Annotated in this window: 2 protein-coding genes; both read left to right on the top strand. The window is 74.7% G+C overall.

The features are described from left to right. A partial coding sequence (locus tag CWC38_RS11840) for a WhiB family transcriptional regulator (protein ID WP_276309592.1) occupies window positions 1-342 on the top strand: 342 nt, incomplete at its 5' end. A 20-nt stretch (window positions 343-362) separates the two neighbouring features. Then, the gene (locus tag CWC38_RS11835; protein ID WP_240625260.1) at window positions 363-959 is read left to right on the top strand and encodes a DUF3499 family protein; all 597 of its coding nucleotides are present in this window, start codon (window positions 363-365) and stop codon (window positions 957-959) included. Window positions 960-1076 lie beyond the last annotated feature (117 nt).

The raw sequence follows: 1076 nt of genomic DNA, 5'->3' as shown, positions 1-1076 counted from the left end.
CCCCCGGCCCAGACCCCCCAGAGCTTGACAGGCACGGAGGTCTACGACGCCCAGAGCGTGGACGCCTCCGTGTGGCAGGCCGTGGCCGGTCTCTACTCCGTGAGCGAGGGCGACGCCGAGGGCGAGCTGGCCTGGCAGACGGATGCGCTGTGCGCCCAGACGGATCCCGAGGCCTTCTTCCCCGAGAAGGGCGGTTCCACCCGGGACGCCAAGCGCGTGTGCGAGGCGTGCCCCGTGAGCGGGCAGTGCCTCGACTACGCCATGACCAACGACGAGAAGTTCGGCATCTGGGGCGGACTGTCCGAGCGCGAGCGGCGCCGGCTGCGCCGCCGGGGACGCTGAGCCCGGTGCCGGAGTCCGCGGTGGCTCGCCGCAGCTGTTCCAAGCAGACGTGCAACCGGGACGCGGTGTGCACGCTGACCTACGTCTACTCCGACTCCACCGCGGTGATCGGTGCCCTCTCGGCGCGGCGCGAGCCCCACGCCTACGATCTCTGTCCCGTCCACGCCGACACCCTCACCGCCCCGCGCGGCTGGCGCGTGGTGCGCCTGGAAGCGCCCGGCGGCTGGGACCGGGACGACCTCGACGACGTCGTCCAGGCCGTGCGCGCCGACGACCAGCCTGCGGCACGCCGTGTCTCGACCCGCGGGCCGTCCCTGGGGGCCGCGCGTCCGAACCCCGTGCCCGGCGCCCGGGTGCTGCGGGACGTCTCCTACCGGGGCGACGACGAGGCCGGGGACGGCGAGGCGACCGGTGGCGCACCGCGCAGCGACCAGGTCCCCGGGCACGACGCCTCCGTGGGCCCGCACTCCACCCCTCGCGGTGGGGGCGGCGCGCCCGACGACGGGTATCCTGGGGCCAGCCGTTCGGTTGCGAAAGCACATTCGGCCGCGGAGCCGCCCGCCCGTTCCGTTCCGGTGCCCGAGTCCCTGCGCATCCCGCACTGGCGCCGTCCGTAGCCACCGGGTGCATCGCAGCCACCAGGTGCACTGCGGCCGCCGGATGCTGCCGGTGCCCGGCGGACGGCAGGCCGCTCTCCCCACCACGAGGTTCCCATGACGTCTTCGCTCCCGACC

Origin of the sequence: Kocuria tytonicola, assembly GCF_003687455.1 — a bacterium.
Classification (GTDB): domain Bacteria; phylum Actinomycetota; class Actinomycetes; order Actinomycetales; family Micrococcaceae; genus Kocuria; species Kocuria tytonicola.
This window is presented reverse-complemented; position numbering and strand designations above follow the sequence as displayed.